This is a genomic window from Bradyrhizobium sp. WSM4873 (assembly GCF_055811355.1).
The window spans coordinates 136,196-155,253 of the sequence record NZ_JBVVPS010000015.1 but is presented as its reverse complement, the minus strand read 5'-3'; the positions used below and the strand labels follow the sequence as shown (position 1 = coordinate 155,253).

Here is a 19,058-nt window from a genome sequence, read left to right as displayed (position 1 = left end):
GAATTTGCAAGCTTCAGCTGCGGTACCAGCTCGCCAGATTCCAGGTCGTGACGTCCCAGCCCGACATGTCGACCATGAGGTTGTTGACCCCTGCGTTGACGATGTTACGGGATAGAAGCGGCAGGAACACGTTGGCCTCGCAAAAAGTTTCGTCGACCTTGATCAGTAGCGCGGCGCGCTTGACCGGATCGAGCTCGTTCTGCGCGGCCTTGTAGGCCTTGTCGGCCTCGGGATCGGACCAGCGCGAGACGTTGCGGCCGAGCCATTTGTTGTCCTTGTTGGAAATCTCCCAGGAGACGCACTGGTTCAGGAAGCGCTCCGGGTCGGGCTGCGGCTGCGTCGTGTTGTACATCTCCATGTCGGCATAGAACTTCGAGTAGGTGTCGGGATTGCCGACGTCGGATGAGAAGAACACCGATGCCGTGACCGCCTTGATCTCGATCTCGATGCCGGCCTTCTGGCAGGCTTGCTTGATGATGGCCTGCGTCTTCTGACGCGGCGCATTGGTCGAGGTCTGGAAGACGAATTTCAGCTTCTTGCCGTCCTTCTCGCGGAGGCCGTCCGCGCCCTTGGCCCAGCCGGCTTCATCCAGGACCTTGTTGGCCTTGCCGACGTCGAACTCGTATTTCAGCTTTGGCGACTTGAACTGCTTGGGTGCGTTGACGAAGCTCGCGGTGGCGACGCCGCCGCGCCCGTAGATGAACTTCTGGATCGACTCGCGGTCGATCAGCAGGTTCATCGCGCGGCGAACGGCGGGATCTGACAGCGTCGGATGCTTGGTCTTGGGGCTGGAGCGCTCGCCGTCCACCTCAGTCCACGGATCGGTCGTGTTGAGGATGATGAACTCGACATTGCCGGAGGGCGTGACGTCGAGCTTGCCCTTGCCGCTAGCCTCCATGCGCTTGAGGACCTCCTCCTCCACTTGCATGTTCCAGGCATAGTCATATTCGCCGGTCTGCAGCACGGCGCGCGCCGCGGACACTGCATCGCCGCCGCCTTTGATTTCGAGCGTGTCGAAATGCGGCTGGTTCTTGACGTGATAGTCGGGATTGCGTTCGGCCCGGATCAGGTCCCCGGGCTTGAACTCGACGAATTTGTAGGGACCGGTGCCGACCGGCTTCAGATTGCCGGGCGCTTCGCGCGACTTCGCGCCGACATAGTCGCCGAAATGATGTTTCGGCAGGATCGGACCGACCGAGCCGACGAAGGGATCGGCCCAGAACGGCGTCGGCGCCTTGAACAGCACCTTGACGGTATGGTCGTCGATCTTCTCGACCGTGATGTCCTTGTAGGAACCGGTCGTGTACGCCGCTGTGGCGAGATCCGAGGCGTACTGCCAGGTGAAGACGACATCATCGGCGGTGAAGGGCTTGCCGTCGTGCCATCTCACGCCCTGCTTCAGTTTCCAGGTCACGCTCAGGCCGTCGGGCGAAAGGCCGCCGTTCTGCTTTGACGGGGCTTCGGCCGCGAGGCAGGGGACGAGGTTGCCCTCCTTGTCCCAACCGGCGAGCGGCTCGAAGAAAACGCGCGAGGCGATCTGGTCCTTGGTGCCGAGCGCGAAATGCGGATTGAGCAGCGTCGGGGCCTGCCAGAGCAGGATCTTGAGCGGGCCGCCGCCGCCGGCCTTGGTCGGCTTGTATTGCAGCGTGGCATCCGCCATCGCCACGTCGTTCCAGACCAGGATCTGGCTCGCGACCGGCGCTGCGATCCCGATCGCAGCCATCGTCTGCATGAACGAGCGTCGCGACAGCGTGCCCTGCTTCACCTCAGCGATGGACTTGCGGATTTCGTTCTCGTTCATCGGATGATCCCCACTTCACAGACAAGTCGTCACTGGCCAGGGCCCATCATGTTTCATCGAGGGCGAGGCGGCAATGCCGACAGGGTCAGAAAACCCTGCGGCGAAATGACGAATTTGCGGAGGTTTGAAGCCGGGATGGAGCCGAGCGCAAACCAGGATAGGTCCTGCCGCGCAGGCGGCGCCCCGGATTGTGCTTCGCTCCATCGGACTAGGACAACGATCCGTGCTGTTTTGCCGTGATGCGCCTCACGCTTGCGCAGGCGCATTCGTTCCCCACATGCGGACGAACGGAGAAGCGTCGTCCGCGCCAGGAGACCAATATGGATTTCCATTTCATTGATTTCGCGCCGCGGAGAAGCGAATACGGTTCCAATCATTTCCGCCAAGTCATGGAGACCAAGATGTCGTTTCGCCTCCCCCTGATCCTTGCGACCGTGCTCGCCGCCTGGTCGGCCGCCGCTTCAGGCGAGACCATCAAAATCGGCGTGACGCCGGGGCCGCACGCCCAGATCTTCGAGGCCGTGAAGCCGATCGCCGCCAAGCAGGGTCTCGACATCCAGCTCATCGAATTCTCCGATTACGTCGTGCCGAACGCCGCACTCGATGCTGGCGAGATCCAGGCCAATTCGTTCCAGAATCAGCCTTATCTGGACAACCAGAAGGCCGACCGTGGCTACAAGATCGAAGCCGTCGGCTTGACCGTGAATTTCCCGATCGGTGTCTATTCCAAGAAGCACAAGGCCTTCGCCGACATCCCCGAAGGCGGCAAGGTCTCGATCCCGAACGATCCGACCAATGGCGGCCGCGTGCTGCTGCTGCTGCGCGACAAGGGCGTGATCAAGCTGAAGGACAGCACGGGCTTCAAGCCGACGGTGCTCGATATCACCGAGAATCCCAAGAAGCTGAAGTTCATCGAGGTCGACGCGGCGCAGGCGCCGCGCGCGCTCGACGATGTCGATGCCGCCGCGATCAACACCAATTACGCAACCCAGGCGGGCCTCGATCCCGTCAAGGACCCGATCCTGCGCGAGGACCCGAAGGGGCCCTATGTCAACCTGATCGCCGTTCGCGCCGCCGACAAGGACAAGCCCTGGGTCAAGATCCTGGTGGGCAGCTACCACACGGCGGAGGTCAAGGAGTTCGTCCTGACCAAGTTCAAGGGCGCGGTTCTGCCGAGCTGGTAGGCAGTCTGCCCAGCCAAAGTTCAGCTCAGGGCGATCCCGGCGGGCAGGGTTGCGTACTAGCCCTGCGCAATGCCCGCTTGTCTGGAGCTGCGGCAACCGACATCATCGGGGCCCATCCTCGTCCGACAGGGGTCGTATGAAACGCTTAGCAAACCTGAAACGCCTGGGGTTTTTCACGCGGCTTCTCGACGAGGCCCCGCCCGCCGACCGATATCGCTTCGCGGCCGAGCAGATCGTGCGCGCCGAGAAGGCGGGCCTCGATTCCGCGTGGATTGCGCAGCACCATTTCCACGAGCGCGAGGGTGGCCTGCCGTCGCCCTTCACCTTTCTCGGTTACGTCGCAGCCCAAACCTCGCGCATCCGGCTCGGCACCGGCATCGTCACCTTGCCGCTTGAGAATGCGGTACGCGTGGCTGAGGACGCCGCGGTGCTCGATCTGCTCTGCAACGGTCGCTTCGAGCTCGGTGTCGGCACCGGCGGCAATCCCTCGGCCTTTGCCGCCTTCGGCCTCGACAGCGCCCAGCGCAACGAGATCTTTGCGCGCAATCTGGAAATCGTCCGCACCGCGCTGATGGGCAAGCCGCTCGACGGTGGCGACACGCTCTATCCGCAGCGGCCGCAATTGGACAACCGGATCTGGCAGGCGACGTTCTCTGTGGCGGGCGGGGCGCGTGCCGGCAAGGCGGGCGATGGCCTGTTGCTGTCGCGCACCCAGCCTCGAATCAAGGAGGCGCCGAAGGCAACGCTGGCCGAGATTCAGAATCCGGTGATCGATGCCTATCTCGAAGCACTGCCGCCGGGACGCGAGCCCCGCATTATGGCCTCGCGCACAATCTTCGTCGCCGACGACCGTGCTGAGGCGATGCGCCTTGCCGATATCGGGCTGCGGCGCGCGCTGCCGCAATTCCTCAAGGGCGGCCACGCCAAGCCGGGCGAGACGCTCGAGGAGATGATCGCGGCGTTCGACACCCATGTCGGCGCGGCCGACGACGTCATCGCTTCGCTCCGCGGCGACGCCACGCTGGAGCGGGTGACCGATCTCGTCTTCCAGGCGCATTCGGTCGATGCCGCGCATCCCCATATCCTGCGCTCGATCGAGCTCGTCGCGGAAAAGGTCGCGCCGGCGCTCGGCTGGGCGCGGACGGCGCCCGACGTGGCGCTGGCGGGATAGTCGGAATGAACGGAATCGCGTTGCACGAGGCTGCAAGAGGCTGAATGATGACTACGAAGGATATCATCGACACGCTCGCCGGGATCGAACCGGGTTCGGCGCTCGATACCATTCGCGGGCGCCGCCTGCAGGCGCGCGACAATGCGCAGAAGAGCTATCTCTCGCTGTTCGAGCCGATCGACGCCGGCGATGTCTCGCTGGTGGAGCGCGCCGCGGTCGCGCTCTTCGTGATCGGCCTTCACCGCGAGCCCACAACGGCCGGCTTCTACCGGGCGAAGTTAGCTGCGACCGCCGATGGTGCGCGCCTGGTCGAAGCGGTCGATGTCGAAATCGCGCGGGGCGAGACCTCGGGCCCCTACGGTGCGTTTCCGGCTGGCCCCCTGTCGGTCGAAAACAAGGCCGGCCTGATCTATCGCGTCAGCGCGGAGCGCAGGCCCGATCTCGGGGACCGGCTCGCTGCGGCTTTCGAACATGCGCATCTGCTGGTGTTCCGCCCGCGCGATGCGGCTGCAGCCGACATGAAGGCCCTGCTGGCCGCCGGCTGGTCGAACACCGGCATCGTCACGTTCTCTCAGCTCGTTGCGTTCCTGTCGTTCCAGGTGCGCGTCGTCACCGGACTGCGCGTGCTCGGTGCCTCGCTCGGGCGCACCGCGAACGCCGCGGCCGGCGCGTAAGGAGGCTGCATCATGAGCGCTGTAAACAATGTCGATCCGCCTGTCGTCTTCACCCAGGATGAACTGGGCTGGGTGTCGTGGATCGATCCGCTGCCCGAAGCCGAGCTAACCGAGCGGCATTTCGCTGGCCTCGTCGATCGGTCCCGTTCCAAGTCCGAGTATTTCCGCCTGCTGGTGCGCGATCCCGAGGTGCTGGAGGCCCGCACCAAGACCGACAAGGACATCTTCTACAACGTCGCCGACGGCCTGCCGCGCGCCGAGCGCGAGCTCGCGGCGGCTGCGACCTCGCGCTACAACGGCTGCATCTACTGCGCCTCCGTGCATGCGCGTTTCGCCAGCACTTATTCCAAGCGCCGCGACGATGTGCAGCGGCTGCTCGACGACGGCGTCGGCGCTGATCTCGGCGAGCGCTGGAATGCGGTCGTCAAGGCCTCGGTGGCGCTGGCTGCGACGCCGATCGCGTTCGGCCCCGACAATATCGATGAGCTGCGCCGCGCCGGTCTCGACGATGCGGAGATCGTCGACGTCATCAACGGCGCGTCGTTCTTCAATTGGGCGAACCGGCTGATGCTGTCGCTCGGCGAGCCCTCGAAATAGCCAATCTCACCGGCATAGAAATTGCTGGTTGTTTCAACACCTGACAGGATGGAGCCATCCATGAGCAACATCGATCGTCGTACCCTGGTCAAGGGCTCGCTTGCCACTATCATGGCGGGAGCGGCCTTCTCGCGCGCCGCGCTTGCGCAATCGTCCGAACCGATCTTGCTGGGCGTCAGCGGTCCGTTGACCGGGCCGAACGCACAATATGGCACGCAGTGGAAGCAGGGCTTTGATCTCGCGCTCGACGAGATCCAGGCAGCGGGCGGCATCAACGGCCGCAAGCTCGCCTATAGTTTCGAGGACAGCCAGAGCGACCCGCGCCAGTCGGTGGCGATCGCCCAGAAGTTCGTCTCCGATCCCAGGATTGTCATGGAGCTCGGCGACTTCTCCAGCCCCGCCTCGATGGCGGCCTCGCCGATCTATCAGCGCGGCGGGCTGGTGCAGTTCGGCTTCACCAATTCGCATCCCGATTTCACCAAGGGCGGCGACTTCATGTGGAGCACCTCGGTCAGCCAGGCTGACGAGCAGCCGCTGCTGGCGGCCTATGCCGTCAGGCGTCTCGGCCTGAAGAAGCTCGCCGTGCTGCACCTCAACACCGATTGGGGCCGCACCAGCCGCGACTATTTCGTCAAGGCCGCGAAGGAGAACGGCGCCGAAATCGCCGTCACCGAGGGCTACATCGCGGAAGAGCGCGACTTCCGCTCCACGCTGGTGCGGGTCCGTGACGCCAATCCGGACGGGCTGATCCTGATCTCCTATTATTCCGACGGTGCGCTGATCGCCCGCCAGGCGCGCCAGGTCGGGCTGAAGCAGGTGATCTGCGCCGCGAGCTCGGTCTACTCGCCGAAATTCTTGGAGCTCGGCGGCGAGGCCGTCGAAGACGTCCATGTCGGCACGCGCTACTTCCCGGAAGACCCGCGCCCCGAGGTGCAGAAATTCATCGCGGGCTTCAAGAAGAAGTACAACGGGGTGGAGCCCGACGCGTTCAACGCTTACGCCTATGACGCGATGAATACGGCCGCCGCGGTGGTGAAGATCGGCGGCACCGACCGGCGTGCGATCCGCGACGCCTTCACGAAAGTGAAGGACGTATCGAGCGTGATCTTCGGCAAAGCGACGTTCGACGTCGAGAGCCGGCGCGTCAAGGGCGCCATGAACGCCGAGCTCGTCGTGCGCAAGGGCCAGTTCGCGCTCTGGGACGGCAAGCCGACCTGAGGGGATTTTCTGCGTGTCTTCCTGGCTCGACTACACGATCAACGGGCTGATCGTCGGAAACGTCTACGCCCTCGTTGCGGTCGGGCTCGCGCTGATCTTCGGCGTCAGCCGGCTGATCAACTTTGCGCAAGGCTCGATCTACCTCGTCGGCGCCTATATCGGCTGGGTCGCGGTGGTGCAGCTGCATACGCCGCTCCCGCTCACCATCATCGTGGTCGCGGTGGCGGCGGCGCTGGTCGGCTTGATCATCGAACGGTTCGGCCTGCGTCCGCTGCAGAACTCGGTGCGCATCGCGCCGCTGCTGGCGACGATCGGCATCAGCTTCGTGCTCGATCAGCTCGTGATGCTGACTTTCTCGCCCAATCCGCGCGCGCTGCCGAGCCAGTTGCCGGATGTCCGCTTCCAGATCGGCGGCGGCACCATCGGGCCGCTCGATCTGCTCATCGCCGGTGTCGGCCTCACCAGTGCGTTGCTGCTGTTCGTGTTCCTGCGCTACAGCAAGCTCGGCTGGGCCGTGCGTGCCACCGCGCAGGACCGCGACGCCGCGATGCAGATGGGCGTCGACGTCAATCGCGTCAATCAGGCCGTGTTCGGCATTGCGGCAGCGCTCGGCGGCGTTTCCGGCCTGCTGGTCGGCATGTACTACAACCAGATCGACACCGCGATGAGCCTGCAGGCGACGCTCAAGGGCGTCGTTGCCGAAGTCGTCGGCGGCGCCGGCAACGTGCCGGGTGCGGTGATCGGCAGCCTGCTGCTCGGACTGGTCGAGAGCTACGGTGTTGCTGTGTTCGGGACCAGCTACCGCAATCTGTTCGCGTTCCTGCTGCTGGTCGTGGTGCTCGTGCTGCGCCCGAACGGCCTGTTCGCCAGCGCGCGGCAGGCGCCGCCCGAGCCGCTCACCGGCACGTTCATTGCGCCGAGCCGCCCGGTGCGCATTCCGCGCTGGGCGCTGCTGATCGCGACCGCCGTCTTCGCGATCCTGCCGCTGTTGCCGGTGTCCTTCTACGTGCTCCAGACGCTGATCAACGCCTGGCTGCTCGGCATGCTCGCGCTGAGCCTCACCCTTGTTGCAGGCACCATCGGCCAGGTCTCGCTCGGGCACGCCGCGCTGCTCGCGATCGGCGCCTACACCTCCGCGCTGCTGTCGCTCACGTTCGGCATCCCGGTCGGCCTTGCCATCATCGGTGGCGGCTTGATGAGTGCTGCGCTCGGCACTGCGTTGATCTCGCCGTCGTTCCGGCTGCGCGGGCACTACGTCTCGATCGCAACGCTCGCGATCGGCGAGATCGTCTCGCTGGTGATCCTGAACTGGGAGAGCGTCACGCGCGGGCCGATCGGCATCTCCGGCATCCCGCCGCTGTCGCTGTTTGGCTATGAGCTGGTCAGCCCGATTTCGATCTACTGGTTCAGCTTCATCGTGATGGTCATGCTGGCGCTGCTGCAGGGACGCCTGCTCGGCTCGCATCTCGGCCGCAGCTTTCGCGCCATCCGCGACGACGACATCGCCGCGCGCGCCTATGGGCTCAGCCTGAACCGCTACAAATCGCTGGCCTTCATCTTCGGTGGCTTTGCCGCCGGCATCAGCGGTGGCATCGCCGCGCATCTCTATTCCTACATCAACCACGAGACCTTCAACACGCAGCAATCCATCCTGGCGCTGACCGTCGTGATCCTCGGCGGACTCGGCAATGTCGTCGGCGCGATTCTCGGTGCGGTGGCGCTGGTCGGGCTGCCGGAAGTGTTCCGGATCGCGGCGGAGTATCGCATCCTGATCTACGGCATCGTGCTGCTGCTGCTCGTGCGGTTCAGGCCGCAGGGCCTGTTGGGGACGATGTGATGATGGACGCACACACGGCGATGCTGTCCCTGCGCGGGCTGACGCGCCGCTTCGGCGGTCTCACCGCCGTCGACGCCATCGATCTCGATCTCGCCAAAGGCGAACTGATCAGCATCATCGGCCCGAACGGGGCCGGCAAGACGACGCTGTTCAATCTCGTGACCGGGCTTGACCTGCCGGACGCCGGGACGGTTCGCTTCGAAAGTCAGGACATCACGGGTCTCTCGCCGGAACGGCTCGCCGCCGAAGGCATCGCGCGGACGTTCCAGCTCGGTCGCGTGTTTGGCAATCTCAGCGTCATGGACAACGTCTTGATCGGTGCCCATACGCGGCTGCGTGCGGTCAAGCCGGCGGTGCCGGTGATTGGTCCGCTGCTGGAACTGGGTCTGGCGTTGCTGCGCCCCGCCAGCGTCAAGGCCGAGGAGGAGCGCTTGCGCGAGGAAGTGAAGGTCATTCTCGCGCGCTTCGGCGAGCGGCTGCTGCCGCGCATCGACCAGCCGGCCTACAGCCTCTCTTACGCCAATCGCCGCCGCGTCGAGATCGCGCGTGCGCTCGCCTTGAGGCCGCGCCTGCTGCTGCTGGACGAGCCGACCGCCGGTATGAACCCCACCGAAACCACGGAAATGCAGGGGCTCGTCTCCGAGCTGAAAGCCGAAGGGCTGACGATCTTGCTGATCGAGCACAAGCTCGAAATGGTGATGCGCCTCTCCGACCGTGTCATCGTCATGGATGAAGGCAAGAAAATCGCGGAAGGGCCGGGTGACCGGGTGCGCGGCGATCCCAAGGTGATCGAGGCCTATCTCGGCCACGGCCTGACGACGAAGCAGGAGAGCGCGGCATGACGAACCCGCCTCCCGATGCGCTGCTCGCGCTGACCGACGTCAATACCTTCTACGGCCAGGCCCAGGTGCATTTCGACCTGTCGATATCAGTTCCGCGCGGCCATATCGTCTGCCTGCTCGGCGGCAACGCCAGCGGTAAATCGACGACGATGAAGATCATTTTGGGTCTGGTGAAGCCGCGCTCGGGCGAGGTGACTTTCGACGGTGCCTCGCTGCTCGGGTTGACCACGCCGCAGATCGTCCGCCGCGGCATCGCCTCGGTGCCGGAGGCGCGGCGTCTGTTCGCGGACATGAGCGTGCGCGAGAACATCCTGATGGGTGCGTTCGTGCGCGACGACCGAGAGGCGATCGCGCAGGATCTCGACAAGATGCTCACGCTGTTCCCGAAGCTCGGCCAGCGGCTGTCGCAGCGCGCCGGCTCGCTCTCCGGCGGCGAGCAGCAGATGGTCGCGATGGCGCGTGCGCTGATGAGCCGTCCCAGGATGATCGTGATGGACGAGCCCACCATGGGCCTGTCGCCGCTCTATGTCGACCGCGTGCTGGAGCTGATCCGCACCATCAACCAGGAGGGCGTCTCGGTCTTCATGGTCGAGCAGAACGCCAGCCTCGCGCTCGAGATCGCGCACGAGGCCTATGTGCTGCAGACCGGCAAGATCGTTCTCTCCGGCTCCGCCCGCGCGCTGAAGGACGATCCCCGCATCCGCGATGCCTATCTCGGCGGCTCCGAGGCGGCGTAAGGGGTCCGCTGTCGTCTCCTCCCTCCCGCAGATCCGCATACACGATCGTCGCGCAGCGATCCGGGGCTGGTCAGTATGACCACCTTATGAAAAGATCATACCGCTCGTGCGATGGGCGTGCAGTGGACAGAATGATTGTCGTGACGAAATTATCTTTGCGGGCGGTCGAGCCCGGAATGGTGCTGCTGTTCGGCGGGTTGATCGCGGCCAACATCGGGGCCTGGGCCTGGGCCTTCGTGGCGTTCGGTGACCGGCCGACGGTGATGGCGACCGCGCTGCTCGCCTGGGTGTTTGGCCTGCGCCACGCCGTCGATGCCGACCACATCGCGGCCATCGACAATGTCGTGCGCAAGCAGATGCAGGCAGGCGGCACGCCGCGTAGCGTCGGTCTCTATTTCGCGCTCGGCCATTCCACGATCGTCGTGGTCGCGACCATGCTGCTCGCGCTCGGCGTCGTGAGGCTCGGTGGCGACAGCCTGCTCAAGGAGATTGGCGGCTTCATCGGCACCTCGGTCTCGGCGCTATTTCTGCTGGTGATTGCGGCCATCAATCTCGTCATCTTCGCCGGCCTGTGGCGGACGTTCCGCGCGGTACGGGAGCAGGGGATTCACGACGCGGAGGGCCTCGATGCCCAGCTTGCCAATCGCGGCCTCCTGGCGCGGCTGCTCGGCCCGACGTTCCGCCTGGTGACAAAGCCCTGGCACATGTATCCGCTCGGCTTCCTGTTCGGGCTCGGCTTCGACACCGCAACCGAGATCGGCCTGCTCAGCATCTCCGCCGGCGAAGCCGCGCGCGGTGCTTCGTTTGCCGATGTCCTGGTCTTTCCCGCGCTGTTCGCAACGGGCATGGCGCTGGTCGACACCGCCGATTCCGCGCTGATGGTGAGCGCCTATCGCTGGGCCTTCGTCGATCCGCTGCGAAAGCTCTGGTACAATCTCACGATCACAGGGGCTTCCGTGGCGGTGGCGCTGTTGATCGGCGGAATCGAGGCGCTCGGGCTGATCGCGGACCGGCTCGGCCCGTCCGGCGGCGTGTGGGCATTGGTCGACGCGCTCAACGACTCGCTCGCCAATGTCGGCTTTGCCGTGGTCGCGCTGTTCGCGGTCGCCTGGCTCGTTTCGGTCGTGCTCTATCGGCGCATGTTTGCAGTTGAGCGGCGGCGCGCGGCGGATGCGCTTATTGGCGCCGATGCCACCGAAGCGGCCTGATCGACAATCCGCTGGCTCAGGCTGACGCGCTCGCGACCTGGTCCGCCGGCAGATCGTCGGCGTTGGGATCGCCCGGCGCGGTGGCCCAGGCCAGTTCCACCAGCGTCACGATCCGGCGGCCGGCGCCGTCGAGCTGGCAGACGATCAGGCCCTGCTCTTCCATGTAGCCGAGCAGGCGCTGCGCCCGGCGCAGCGAATGCGAGCCGTAGGCGCGGGCGATCGCGGCGTCGCCAGGACACGGCCAGCCTTCTTTCGCCGCGCGCGCGATCATCATGAACACGCCCTGCATGTCGTCGGGAAGGATCGAGGCGCGGAGCGACACATCCTGCCAGGCGTCGTCCTCGGCATGCTCGGCGCCGAGCCCGGCGCGCGCCCGCGTCAGCATACGGCGGAATTCGGTGAGGTCGGGCACCGCCGAGCCGAGCCCCTCGATGCGGCAGCGAACCACGAACTCCTGGTACAGCACGCCGACCGCGCGGAAACCGGCATCGGGCGCGGCGAGCACGGCACGAAGGGTCCGATCCACGCGCTCGCGCCGCTCGGCGAGCTCTTCGGCACTTGTCGGGACCTCGATCGTTTCGGGGCCGATCTCCGGCGCCGCAGCCTTGGCGGCGCGGAGTTGCTCGAGCAGATCCGGCGCGGGCCGGCGCTGCGGCCGGCTGGCATCGGGCGGCGGCGCGGCCAGGATCACGGCGCGCATATTTTCGAGTGCGGCTTCAGGCATCGGCATCAGCCGCGGCGTGGAATTGCGCGGCTGGGTTTCGGTCGCGCCGATATTCAAACGCAGGGGGCGTCGCGACAGTGCGGGGCCGAGCGCCATGAATTGTCCGCGTTCGAGATCGCGAAACGATTCGGCCTGCCGCCGCTCCATGCCGAGCAGGTCGGCGGCGCGCGCCATGTCGATGTCGAGGAAGGTGCGGCCCATCAGGAAGTTGGACGCTTCGGCCGCGACGTTCTTGGCGAGCTTTGCCAGCCGCTGGGTCGCGATGATCCCGGCAAGCCCGCGCTTGCGGCCGCGGCACATCAGATTGGTCATCGCGCCCAGAGACAATTTTCGCGCTTCGTCAGAGACTTCGCCCGCGACCGCAGGCGCAAACAGCTGCGCCTCGTCGACGACCACCAGCATCGGGTACCAATGGTCGCGGTCCACGTCGAACAGCCCGCCGAGGAACGCCGCGGCGCGGCGCATCTGGTTCTCGGCGTCGAGCCCTTCGAGATTGAGCACGGTGGAGACCCGATGCAGCCGTGCGCGCTCGCCGGCCACCTGAAGGCCGCGCTCCGTGTGATCCTCGGCCTCGATCACGAGATGGCCGAAATGCTCCGCAAGCGAGACGAAATCGCCTTCGGGATCGATGATGGCCTGCTGCACCCAGGGCGCGCTCTGCTCCAGCAGCCGCCGCAGCAGATGTGATTTGCCGGAGCCCGAATTGCCCTGCACCAAAAGGCGGGTCGCCAGCAGTTCCTCGAGGTCCATGGCCGCCGCGGCGCCCGCCGTGGTCTGCCCCATCTCGATCGCAACCGTCATGCCCGACTCAAGTCCCATCATTCGCGGACAGGGGCTTATCAACCCGGCCGGGGCGCGTCGAGCGCCACGGCGAGAATCATGGTCCGTTGCCCACGACGCAGTTCAGGCGTGATTCGATTGCCGTAGAAGTGCGGGCCGATAGAGGGCTTGCGGATCGTCGTCCTCGGGTATCGCTCGAGCCGAGTTCCAGCCTGACCCGTTGATGTGCGAAACCGCCATTGCGCCGCGCGCCGGGCATGCGCCCCGTCAATGAGCGGTCCGCGAAGTCCGGCCAGGGGATCGCGGCGCTACAGCGCGCCAGATCCGCCCTGCACGATCTTCTCGTTGAGCTTCAGGTCCACGGTCTCGACCGTGCGGTCGATCTCTGCATTGGGCGCGCCGAGCTGATGCGAGATCAGCTTCACCAAGAGATCGACGCGCTCGATGAAGGGCGCGCCGCCGGCCACCGCGCGTGCGGCCGACGACGGCTTGAGCAGGCTCTCGGCAGCCTTGGCGTATTTCGCGAACGGCACCTGGTCCTGCGGATCGGCGCCGAGACGCCGGGCGATGGCGTCGACATGCTCGTAGATCGTCTGTGAGCGCGCGAGATCACCGTGCACGGCATCGCGGATCGACTGCGGCTCGTGCGGCGTGATGCAGCGGTAGTTGCCGGTCAGCAGCATCGACCATTTCGCCAGCGGCACGAACAGAGAATCGAACACCTTCAGCTTCACCGGCACGTCGTGACCATCGAGGGTCACCGCGTCGATGTCGGCTTCGAGCTCGCGCAGCACCTTGTTGTGCTTCTCGTCGGCGAACACGGATGCCTTGAAATTCGTGGGCAGACCGACGTGAAGCACGTTCGCAGCCTCTTCCGGCGGACGGAACGCTTGCGGGTCGGGCGAGCACAGGGTCACCAACCCCGGCTCGAAGCGCTCCCACACCTGCGCATTGGTGTAGGCCTCCTCGAGATCCATGTCTGCGAGCGAGGGGATCCGCTTCAGATAGGGCAGCGGTGGCATGTTCATGATCGACAGGCACGGCAGCTTCGCCGCCGCGATCCTGACCATGAGAACGCGCACCGTGTGGTTGGTGTATTGCGGCTCCTGCATCGCAAGGCCGACCATGTCGTAACGGGACAAGTCCACATTGGCCGGCGTCACGGCGTCGAGCTTGCCCGGCAGGTCGCGCGAGAAGATGGCGCGGTGAACCGCCTCGTCACGCAACTTGATGCGCACCTCGGTACCCTCGCGGTTGATCAGCTCCGCGGTCTTGGCGCGGCATACCAAGGTCACGTTGTGCCCCGCCATCAGCAGCTTCGTGCCCAGCAGGGAGCCGTAGGAAGCCCCGAGAATCAGGATGTTACGTGCCATGTCTCGTCCCTTTGACAATTTGTGATTTTTGAGCCCCGGCCGTCATCCGCAGGCGAGTTTGGCGGGCATGTAAGGCAAAGTGCCAGGCGATGGCAACTGGGATAATGGATACAAGGCCGCGGAGGGCTCAGCAGGTGGCCCGGCGTGTTGCTTGGCGCCGAAAGCGCGACGACGCTTCACCGGCGACGGGCTCTGCAGGTCCTTGAGTTGCTCAAATAACTGGCTTACCGAAGTAGAAAATGTTGCACGTCCCGTTCGCCCGGGCTCACTATCATACCTCGTCACGTCTCGCGCGCCGGGTGCGCATGAGCGACTTCGAGGATTTTGTCGCACCGGTTTTCCTACGGCGCTGAGAGCCGGAAAGTCCCTTGGCGAAGGCCGTCGGCATCGATCAGGCGGCAACCCGTAGCATCTTTCATCGCCGGTGTGATTGGTGGCACGCGGGATCGGCGTCATGAGAAATTCATGATGGAAGCCGATACAGGCGATGCCTTCTCCCTCGTCAAATGAGCTCCAATTTTAGTCGTCCATCGCAACAAAAAACTGCAAACGCGAGACAGCAAAAAATGGCAGAGTGGTGCGGGGCCTAAACTGTGTGTCAGCAACGGAGCTGAGACGTGACGATTGAGTTGGAGTCGGCGTGACACTGGCTTTGCGACCGGCTCGTTCGGAGTGTAGTCCGTCTGGTCCAGTGCCCCCGCCCGCGAAGGGAAAGCGGAACGATCATCGGGACGGCAGACGCAAGCGCGATCACGCACGCGTGACATCGCCTCGAGCAGACATGCAGGGCGTTGCGCTGACAGCGCTGCGCCTGGTCCAAGCAACCGCCGCCGCGCCGTTCGGGGACTGACATGGAACATGATCATTGGCCTCACGGCGCGTGCGACGGCGCCGGTCGAAGCTTGGCGTGCTTGCGGAAACGCGCGTCCGATTTTTTCGAAAGCTTGTCGGTCGCGGAACTCGTGCGCGAGGCGCACAGGCATCGGTGGATTTCGGACTGGTTGAGGATCTCAGGCGAGTACCGGATATTCGCCGAATCGACGCGCGTAACCGGTTCGGCTCAGACCGCGCGGGAAGCGTGGCTGTGCTCGCTGACGGCTCTTGAAGTCGCGAGGAACCTGTCTTGGCCCGGAGATCCCGGGAGTACCGACCTCGTAGACAAGGTCGGACTCAGCCTGAGGGGCTTCGAGGCGGACGCCGGTTCGGCGATCGAGCGCGTGGAGATCGACTGCTTTGATCAAGGCTCGCTTGCGGGCTATTTTCTGCCGGCGTTCCCCGATCGGTCTTTCGCACCCGCGGTTCTTTGTGTCAGCGACGAGGACATCACCGTGGGCTCGATGATGAGCAGGCTGTTGCCGGCCTCAGGGCGACGGAACATGTCACTCCTGCTCGTTGATACCGGCAATTCATCCGGTCGCAGCCCCTTCAAGCCGGCGCATATTCTGCAATGCTGGCTGGATTACCTGGAAGCTCGTCCGGACGTCGATTCGCAGCAGATCGCGGTCTACGGCGAGGGGGCGGCCGCCAGTCACGCATCCCGTCTTGCCCTCCTGGATCGCAGGATGGCTGCCGCCGTGTGCGACGGCGGCATTGCGACGCCGGTCATGCGCCGGGCATCGCTGCGCTGGATGATCGGCGTCGAGCAGGCGGTCCGTGCCGGGACCTCGACAGGTTCGTTGCTGCCGTCGCGTCGGATACCTTGCCCGCTTCTGATGGTCGTCGGGAGCCGCTCAATGGTTTGGGAGGAGGATGCTCTCGAGCTGCAAGCCGATTATCGGCAGGCCGGAGCCGATTGCGCGACCGTCGTGCCGAACTGCATTCCTCACCCTTTGGGCGAGGTCGAGAATTTCATCGCGGTGGACGATTTCATTTTCGAATGGCTCGACAGCAAACTTGGAATTGCCCGTCAGCTGGATTCTGTGACCTACCTCTAGGGTGCCAAAAGATTGCGAAGGCAAGAAGAGATTGAGGATGAATCGAGGCCCACGCTCCGCGCCCGACGTCAGTGGGTCAGGACGCGTCGATGGCCAGCAACCGTGCGGCCAGCCGGGCATTCTTGGCAATCGTTGCGAGCGCGGCATTCAGATCGGCTAAGGTTTTCTCGTCGAGCTCGTTGAACATGGTCGAGTTCAAGGCGAGCTTTCTCTTCGACAGTTTTTCGATTTCCGTCGTTGCTTTCGCTGTCAGCGACATCAGGACGTAGCGTGCGTCGTCTGCTGCCGGCCGTCGCGACAGGAAACCGCCCTTTTCGAGGGCCTTGGTCTGGTTGGTCACGAAGGCCGGGTGGACCCGCAGCTTGTTTGCGATGTCGATTCCGGCGACACCTCGCCCCTCGTCCAGTTCCGTGATGGCCATCAGGATCAGCCACTGCGGCTCGGTAATGCCCAGCAGTCCTGCCCAGCTGGTGTGGATGTCTTCCAGCTGGGAATGAATTTCGACGACGTTCCAGATGAAGTCCGTAATCGCCCTGTCGAGTTTCTTCTCGATCATGTGGCTCCCTCCCCGTTTATCCCTTGCCTATCTTTAGTGGGATATCTTGGAAGCGTCTCGAAAATCGCGCGCCGATCCAAAGAGAGATACCGCAGGGAAGGAATCGTAGGCTCAATTATTGCTTGCAAAGAACAATTAATTTTATTATCGACTATCCCACTCTATTTCGCTGCTCTTGACCCACGCGATGGACAGCGATGCGAGACCTCCAAGAAGCCCTCGGGATGCCCCCCGAGGGCTTTACTCGTTTTTCTGCATGGTTTTTCCCAGGAGATATCGCCGCTGTTGCTCTCAAGACACATCGCGGCCCGAACTGTCGATTCATCAAATCAATAAATTGAGGCAGTTGTTTTTATAAACTATATGTGAAGCCACGACGGAGGGGGGGCACCTCACTGTCGTTTCAGTCCGGACCCTCGTGCGGATCTGAATTGATCGAAATTGAGAGGGTAAAGCGGCGTCCACCGAGGACCCCGAGCCCACTGAACCGACCTGGAGGTTTACTAATGAAGTTGACGAAGACACTCTTTCTCGGCTCGGCTGCCGGCCTGATGGCCGCCTCCGGGGCGTTCGCTGCCGATCTTCCCGTCAAGGCCAAGGCGGTCGAATACGTGAAGATCTGCTCGCTGTACGGCGCCGGCTTCTACTACATCCCGGGCACCGATACCTGCATCAAGCTCGGCGGCTACGTGCGCGCTGACGCGAACTTCAACACCAACTCGGATTTCAATCCGAACCAGGGCGGTACTGCCGGTGCGCGCAACCGTCTGATGAACTACTACACCTTCCGCGCTCGTGAAGACCTGAACATCGACACCCGCACCGCGACCGAGTACGGCGTGGTCCGCACCTTCTTCGACGGTGTCTTCACCTGGACGAGCGGCAACTACACCCCGACTGGTTCGGCAACGGGTGGCACTCAATACAGCGGTACGCTCGGTCTGAACGCTGCGGGCACCGCCCTCGTCGGTTCGAACGGTAGCGGCAACGTCAACGGTACCGACGGCAACACCTCGGGTGGTGCGCTCGGCGTGTACTATGCCTTCATCCAGTTCGCCGGCTTCACCATGGGTAAGGCCGTGTCGCAGTTCGACGCGCCCTGGACCAACTATCCGGGCAATCTCACCGACAACCTCGTCGGCGGCAGCGGCACGGTCACTGGTGTCAACCAGTTCACCTACACCGCCGACTTCGGTCAGGGCATCACGGCGTCGTTCTCGGCTGAAGACGTCTCGGCCTACTATCAGGCCGGCAACGTCAACATGACGGGCGCGACCGCGGGCGGCATGATCGGCGGCTCGTACGGCACCAACGCGATCGGCGGCACTCGTTCGCCGAACCTCGTCGGTCAGGTTCGTGTCGACCAAGCCTGGGGCCTGTTCCAGGCGTCGGTGGCCGCGCATGACAACCACGTCGGTTATTACGGCGCGACCGAGACGACCGGCCACCCCGACGACAAATGGGGTTGGGCGGTTCAGCTCGCTCTGTCGATCAAGAACATCCCGACCGGCGCGGGTGACACGATCAACATTCAGGGCGTCTACACCGACGGTGCGACCCGCTACAACTTCCAGAATCTGTCGGGCAGCAGCTACGCGCTGTACGGCAATTCGGGCATTGCTGGCTCTTACGGCAGCATCGGCTTCGCCAGCGCTCCCGATACGGTGTTCGTGACCGGCAGTTCGCAGGAAACCGTCAAGACCTGGGGCTTCCGCGGCGCTTACACCCACAACTGGGATCCATACTGGAACTCCTCGCTGTACGGTGCCTACGCTCAGGCCCAGTTCGGCACGCTGGCCAAGACCACTCTCTGCGGTGCTGGCGGCGGCGGCGGTGTGTTCGGCGGCCTGGCGGGTGTGACGGGTTGCAACCCGGACTTCGCGATCGGCCAGCTGGGTGTCGTCACCCGGTGGACCCCGGTCAAGAACCTGACTTTCTCGGCGGACGTGTCCTGGACCCATCTCGACCAGAAGTATTCTGGAACGGTTGGCCTCGTCCCGAACGTCGTGACCGCCAAGCCCGCCGCGGTTTACGAACTGAAGGACCAGGACTCGATCGCCATGATCCTCCGCGCTCAGCGCAACTGGTAAGATCTGTCGAAACGCATGAACGAACACCCGGCGGGAAACCGCCGGGTGTTTTTTTTGCGCAAGGCAGATGATGTCAGGCGGCGAAGCCCCGGCGCCCGGATGGAGCAAGTATGATCCGGGGCTGCTCGCGCTGCCTCGGGCACCTTCCCGGATTACGCTTGCGCTCCATCCGGGCTACCGGACCTCCTCTGTGTCGCCTCTGTCAATCCGCTCATGCAAATATATTCCGCTTTACCGAAATTCGGAATTGGCGTATGTGTCGCCCATCCCGGCTCATCCTCGAGGGGCGATCTTGTGGTCGTCATGTTCGCGAGCCGGGCTTGCGGTGGACG

The 19,058-nt window shown here is 64.2% G+C and carries 15 protein-coding genes; 11 read left to right on the top strand and 4 right to left on the bottom strand.

Features of this window, described 5'->3' with window-relative positions:
- Positions 1-13: 13 nt before the first annotated feature.
- Entirely contained in the window at positions 14-1,801 is a 1,788-nt protein-coding gene (locus tag AC0L21_RS20810) for a peptide ABC transporter substrate-binding protein (RefSeq protein ID WP_473263698.1), read from the bottom strand.
- 389 nt (positions 1,802-2,190) lie between these two features.
- Between AC0L21_RS20810 and AC0L21_RS20805 the strand changes: the two genes are divergently transcribed.
- The 9 genes from AC0L21_RS20805 (at position 2,191) to AC0L21_RS20765 (ending at position 11,269) form a co-directional block, all read left to right on the top strand.
- Positions 2,191-2,985 (top strand): MetQ/NlpA family ABC transporter substrate-binding protein, encoded by a 795-nt coding sequence (locus AC0L21_RS20805; protein ID WP_473263731.1) that lies wholly within the window; start codon positions 2,191-2,193, stop codon positions 2,983-2,985.
- Between the two features lie 136 nt (positions 2,986-3,121).
- Complete coding sequence (locus AC0L21_RS20800) at positions 3,122-4,156, top strand: putative FMN-dependent luciferase-like monooxygenase (protein WP_473263696.1); 1,035 nt, start codon at positions 3,122-3,124, stop codon at positions 4,154-4,156.
- 47 nt (positions 4,157-4,203) lie between these two features.
- Positions 4,204-4,830: a CMD domain protein gene (locus AC0L21_RS20795; RefSeq protein WP_473263695.1), complete on the top strand. Its 627-nt coding sequence runs from the start codon at positions 4,204-4,206 to the stop codon at positions 4,828-4,830.
- Between the two features lie 12 nt (positions 4,831-4,842).
- The gene (locus tag AC0L21_RS20790; protein ID WP_473263694.1) at positions 4,843-5,427 is read left to right on the top strand and encodes an alkylhydroperoxidase domain protein; all 585 of its coding nucleotides are present in this window, start codon (positions 4,843-4,845) and stop codon (positions 5,425-5,427) included.
- Between the two features lie 60 nt (positions 5,428-5,487).
- Entirely contained in the window at positions 5,488-6,645 is a 1,158-nt protein-coding gene (locus AC0L21_RS20785) for an ABC transporter substrate-binding protein (RefSeq protein WP_473263693.1), read from the top strand.
- A 13-nt stretch (positions 6,646-6,658) separates the two neighbouring features.
- Positions 6,659-8,482, top strand: a complete 1,824-nt coding sequence (locus AC0L21_RS20780) for an ABC transporter permease (RefSeq protein WP_473263692.1) — start codon at positions 6,659-6,661, stop codon at positions 8,480-8,482.
- Positions 8,482-9,324 (top strand): ABC transporter ATP-binding protein, encoded by an 843-nt coding sequence (locus AC0L21_RS20775; RefSeq protein WP_473263691.1) that lies wholly within the window; start codon positions 8,482-8,484, stop codon positions 9,322-9,324. The genes AC0L21_RS20780 and AC0L21_RS20775 overlap by 1 nt, the downstream gene beginning before the upstream one ends.
- A complete protein-coding gene (locus AC0L21_RS20770; RefSeq protein WP_473263690.1) occupies positions 9,321-10,061 on the top strand; it encodes an ABC transporter ATP-binding protein in 741 nt (246 codons plus the stop codon). The genes AC0L21_RS20775 and AC0L21_RS20770 overlap by 4 nt, the downstream gene beginning before the upstream one ends.
- Before the next feature lie 176 nt (positions 10,062-10,237).
- Positions 10,238-11,269, top strand: coding sequence for a HoxN/HupN/NixA family nickel/cobalt transporter (locus AC0L21_RS20765; protein ID WP_473263730.1), 1,032 nt, complete (start codon positions 10,238-10,240; stop codon positions 11,267-11,269).
- 16 nt (positions 11,270-11,285) lie between these two features.
- Here AC0L21_RS20765 and AC0L21_RS20760 read toward each other — a convergent pair whose 3' ends face one another.
- Positions 11,286-12,794 carry a helicase HerA domain-containing protein gene (locus AC0L21_RS20760; protein ID WP_473263689.1) on the bottom strand — a complete coding sequence of 503 codons (1,509 nt, stop codon included), beginning with the start codon at positions 12,792-12,794 and terminating at the stop codon, positions 11,286-11,288.
- A 287-nt stretch (positions 12,795-13,081) separates the two neighbouring features.
- Positions 13,082-14,146 (bottom strand): ketopantoate reductase family protein, encoded by a 1,065-nt coding sequence (locus AC0L21_RS20755; RefSeq protein WP_007595931.1) that lies wholly within the window; start codon positions 14,144-14,146, stop codon positions 13,082-13,084.
- A gap of 851 nt (positions 14,147-14,997) precedes the next feature.
- Here AC0L21_RS20755 and AC0L21_RS20750 point away from each other — a divergent pair.
- Entirely contained in the window at positions 14,998-16,080 is a 1,083-nt protein-coding gene (locus AC0L21_RS20750) for an alpha/beta hydrolase family protein (RefSeq protein ID WP_473263687.1), read from the top strand.
- 76 nt (positions 16,081-16,156) lie between these two features.
- Here the strand turns inward: AC0L21_RS20750 and AC0L21_RS20745 are convergent, their stop codons facing one another.
- On the bottom strand, positions 16,157-16,636 hold the full coding sequence (locus AC0L21_RS20745) for a MarR family winged helix-turn-helix transcriptional regulator (protein WP_106942150.1): 480 nt from the start codon (positions 16,634-16,636) through the stop codon (positions 16,157-16,159).
- A gap of 506 nt (positions 16,637-17,142) precedes the next feature.
- Here AC0L21_RS20745 and AC0L21_RS20740 point away from each other — a divergent pair.
- Positions 17,143-18,726, top strand: a complete 1,584-nt coding sequence (locus AC0L21_RS20740; RefSeq protein ID WP_473263686.1) for a porin — start codon at positions 17,143-17,145, stop codon at positions 18,724-18,726.
- Positions 18,727-19,058 lie beyond the last annotated feature (332 nt).

What these genes read in the sequence shown, in the direction of transcription:
- AC0L21_RS20810 (WP_473263698.1), bottom strand. Translation starts at nt 1,801, where the DNA reads ATGAACGAGAACGAAATCCGCAAGTCCATCGCTGAGGTGAAGCAGGGC.
- AC0L21_RS20805 (WP_473263731.1), top strand. Translation starts at nt 2,191, where the DNA reads ATGGAGACCAAGATGTCGTTTCGCCTCCCCCTGATCCTTGCGACCGTG.
- AC0L21_RS20800 (WP_473263696.1), top strand. Translation starts at nt 3,122, where the DNA reads ATGAAACGCTTAGCAAACCTGAAACGCCTGGGGTTTTTCACGCGGCTT.
- AC0L21_RS20795 (WP_473263695.1), top strand. Translation starts at nt 4,204, where the DNA reads ATGACTACGAAGGATATCATCGACACGCTCGCCGGGATCGAACCGGGT.
- AC0L21_RS20790 (WP_473263694.1), top strand. Translation starts at nt 4,843, where the DNA reads ATGAGCGCTGTAAACAATGTCGATCCGCCTGTCGTCTTCACCCAGGAT.
- AC0L21_RS20785 (WP_473263693.1), top strand. Translation starts at nt 5,488, where the DNA reads ATGAGCAACATCGATCGTCGTACCCTGGTCAAGGGCTCGCTTGCCACT.
- AC0L21_RS20775 (WP_473263691.1), top strand. Translation starts at nt 8,482, where the DNA reads ATGATGGACGCACACACGGCGATGCTGTCCCTGCGCGGGCTGACGCGC.
- AC0L21_RS20770 (WP_473263690.1), top strand. Translation starts at nt 9,321, where the DNA reads ATGACGAACCCGCCTCCCGATGCGCTGCTCGCGCTGACCGACGTCAAT.
- AC0L21_RS20765 (WP_473263730.1), top strand. Translation starts at nt 10,238, where the DNA reads ATGGTGCTGCTGTTCGGCGGGTTGATCGCGGCCAACATCGGGGCCTGG.
- AC0L21_RS20760 (WP_473263689.1), bottom strand. Translation starts at nt 12,794, where the DNA reads ATGACGGTTGCGATCGAGATGGGGCAGACCACGGCGGGCGCCGCGGCG.
- AC0L21_RS20755 (WP_007595931.1), bottom strand. Translation starts at nt 14,146, where the DNA reads ATGGCACGTAACATCCTGATTCTCGGGGCTTCCTACGGCTCCCTGCTG.
- AC0L21_RS20750 (WP_473263687.1), top strand. Translation starts at nt 14,998, where the DNA reads ATGGAACATGATCATTGGCCTCACGGCGCGTGCGACGGCGCCGGTCGA.
- AC0L21_RS20745 (WP_106942150.1), bottom strand. Translation starts at nt 16,636, where the DNA reads ATGATCGAGAAGAAACTCGACAGGGCGATTACGGACTTCATCTGGAAC.
- AC0L21_RS20740 (WP_473263686.1), top strand. Translation starts at nt 17,143, where the DNA reads ATGAAGTTGACGAAGACACTCTTTCTCGGCTCGGCTGCCGGCCTGATG.